Here is a 2,256-nt window from a genome sequence, read left to right as displayed (position 1 = left end):
CAGTGGGGGCAGGGTGAGGCGGAGGCTCGCGGGGAGGCCGTGCCAGGGCTGGGGCTCCGGCTTCACGGGGGCGGCGTCGCCGGTCGGGGAGAGGCCGGAGCCGCCGTAGCGCGCCGCGTCCGTGCAGAGGACCTCCGTCCAGGCGGGAACGTCGTCGGGCACCCCCACCCGGAAGTCCTCCCGCACCACGGGGGAGAAGTTGCACACCGCCAGCAGCGGCGAGCCCTCCGCGTCGTAGCGCAGGAACGCCAGCACGTTGTCCCCGGCCCCGTCCGCCAGGACCCACCGGAACCCGTCCGGCGAGACGTCCCGCTGCCACAGCGCCGGCGTCCGCCGGTACACGGCGTTGAGGTCGCCGACCAGATCCCGCACCCCGCGGTGGTCGGCCGCCGCTCCGTACGACGGGTCGAGCAGCCACCAGTCCGGGCCGTGCGCCTCCGACCACTCCGCGCCCTGCGCGAACTCCTGCCCCATGAAGAGCAGCTGCTTGCCGGGGTGGGCCCACATGAAGCCCAGGTACGCCCGCAGGTCGGCCCGCCGACGCCACCAGTCGCCCGGCATCTTGGACACCAGCGACCCCTTGCCGTGCACCACCTCGTCGTGCGAGATCGGCAGCACGTAGTTCTCGCTGTACGCGTACACCATGGAGAAGGTGATCCGGTCGTGGTGGTACGCCCGGTGCACCGGGTCGTGCGCCATGTACTCCAGCGAGTCGTGCATCCAGCCCATGTTCCACTTCAGGCCGAAGCCCAGGCCGCCGAAGCCGGACGGGCCGACGTGGTGGGTGGCGCGGGTGACCCCGTCCCAGGCGGTGGACTCCTCCGCGATGGTCACCACGCCGGGGACCCGGCGGTAGACGGTGGCGTTCATCTCCTGCAGGAAGGCCACCGCGTCCAGGTTCTCCCGGCCGCCGTGCTCGTTGGGCGTCCACTGCCCGTCCTCGCGGCTGTAGTCGAGGTAGAGCATCGAGGCGACGGCGTCCACCCGCAGGCCGTCGATGTGGAACTCCTCGCACCAGTACACGGCGTTGGCGACCAGGAAGTTGCGCACCTCGCGCCGCCCCAGGTCGAACTCCAGCGTCCCCCAGTCGGGGTGGGCGGCCCGCTGCGGGTCCGGGTGCTCGTACAGGGGGCGGCCGTCGAACTCCGCCAGCGCCCAGGCGTCACGCGGGAAGTGCGCGGGCACCCAGTCCATGATCACGCCGATGCCGGCCCGGTGCAGGCTGTCGACCAGGAACTTGAAGTCGTCCGGGGTGCCCATCCGGGCCGTCGGGGCGTAGAAGCCGGTGACCTGGTAGCCCCAGGAGCCTCCGAAGGGGTGCTCGGCGACCGGCATCAGCTCGACGTGGGTGAAGCCGAGCTCCGCGACGTACGCGGGCAGCTGCTCGGCGAGCTCCCGGTAGCCCAGCCCCGGCCGCCAGGACGGCAGGTGCACCTCGTAGACGGAGAGCGGCGCCTCGTGGGCGGGGACCGCGCCGCGCCGCTCCAGCCACTCCCGGTCGCCCCACTCGTAGTCCGAGGAGGTGATCACGGAGGCGGTCGCGGGCGGGCACTCGGTGCGGCGGGCCATCGGGTCGGCGCGCAGGGTGCGGCTGCCGTCGGGGCGGGTGATCTCGAACTTGTAGAGCTCGCCCTCGCCGACCGCGGGGACGAACAGCTCCCAGACGCCCGTGGCGCCCAGCGAGCGCATCGGGAAGCCGGTGCCGTCCCAGAAGTTGAAGGTGCCGGTCACCCGCACCCCGCGCGCGTTGGGCGCCCAGACGGTGAAGCGGGTGCCGGTGACGCCCTGGTGGACCATGGGCTCCGCGCCGAGGGCCTTCCACAGCTCCTCGTGGCGGCCCTCGCCGATCAGGTGGAGGTCCAGGTCGCCGAGGGAGGGCAGGAATCGGTAGGCGTCCTCGGTCTCGTGCGTGCCGCTCTCGTAACCGACCAGCAACCGGTAGGCGGGCGCCCCTTGGTCGTCGGCGAACTGGTCGTGGGCGAGCGGGAGGCGGCCGGAGAAGAAGCCGTCGCCGTCGTCGTGGAGTTCGGCCCGCAGCCCCTCGGCGACCACGGTGACCGAGCGGGCGTGCGGGCGCAGGGCGCGGACCACCGTGCCGCCGTCGGCCGGGTGGGCGCCGAGCACGCCGTGCGGGTCGTGGTGGGTTCCGGCCAGCAGCCGCTCCCGGTCCTCGGGCGGACACGGCGCGGGGACCACCTCCAGCGGCGCGGGGCGCGGCGCGGCGGCGGGCGACGGCCCGTCGGGCCGGTCCACGGG

Annotated in this window: 1 protein-coding gene; it reads right to left on the bottom strand. The window is 73.8% G+C overall.

Annotation, left to right across the window (positions count from 1 at the left end; all coding sequences use genetic code 11):
* The coding region (gene glgB / locus ACOV8S_RS14030; RefSeq protein ID WP_448318858.1) for a 1,4-alpha-glucan branching enzyme at window positions 1-2,253 on the bottom strand (2,253 nt) is incomplete at its 3' end.
* Window positions 2,254-2,256: the final 3 nt, after the last annotated feature.

This window comes from Streptomyces sp. CO7 (assembly GCF_053474865.1).
Note: the sequence above shows the minus strand (reverse complement) of the source record. Positions and strands in the feature narration are given on the sequence as shown.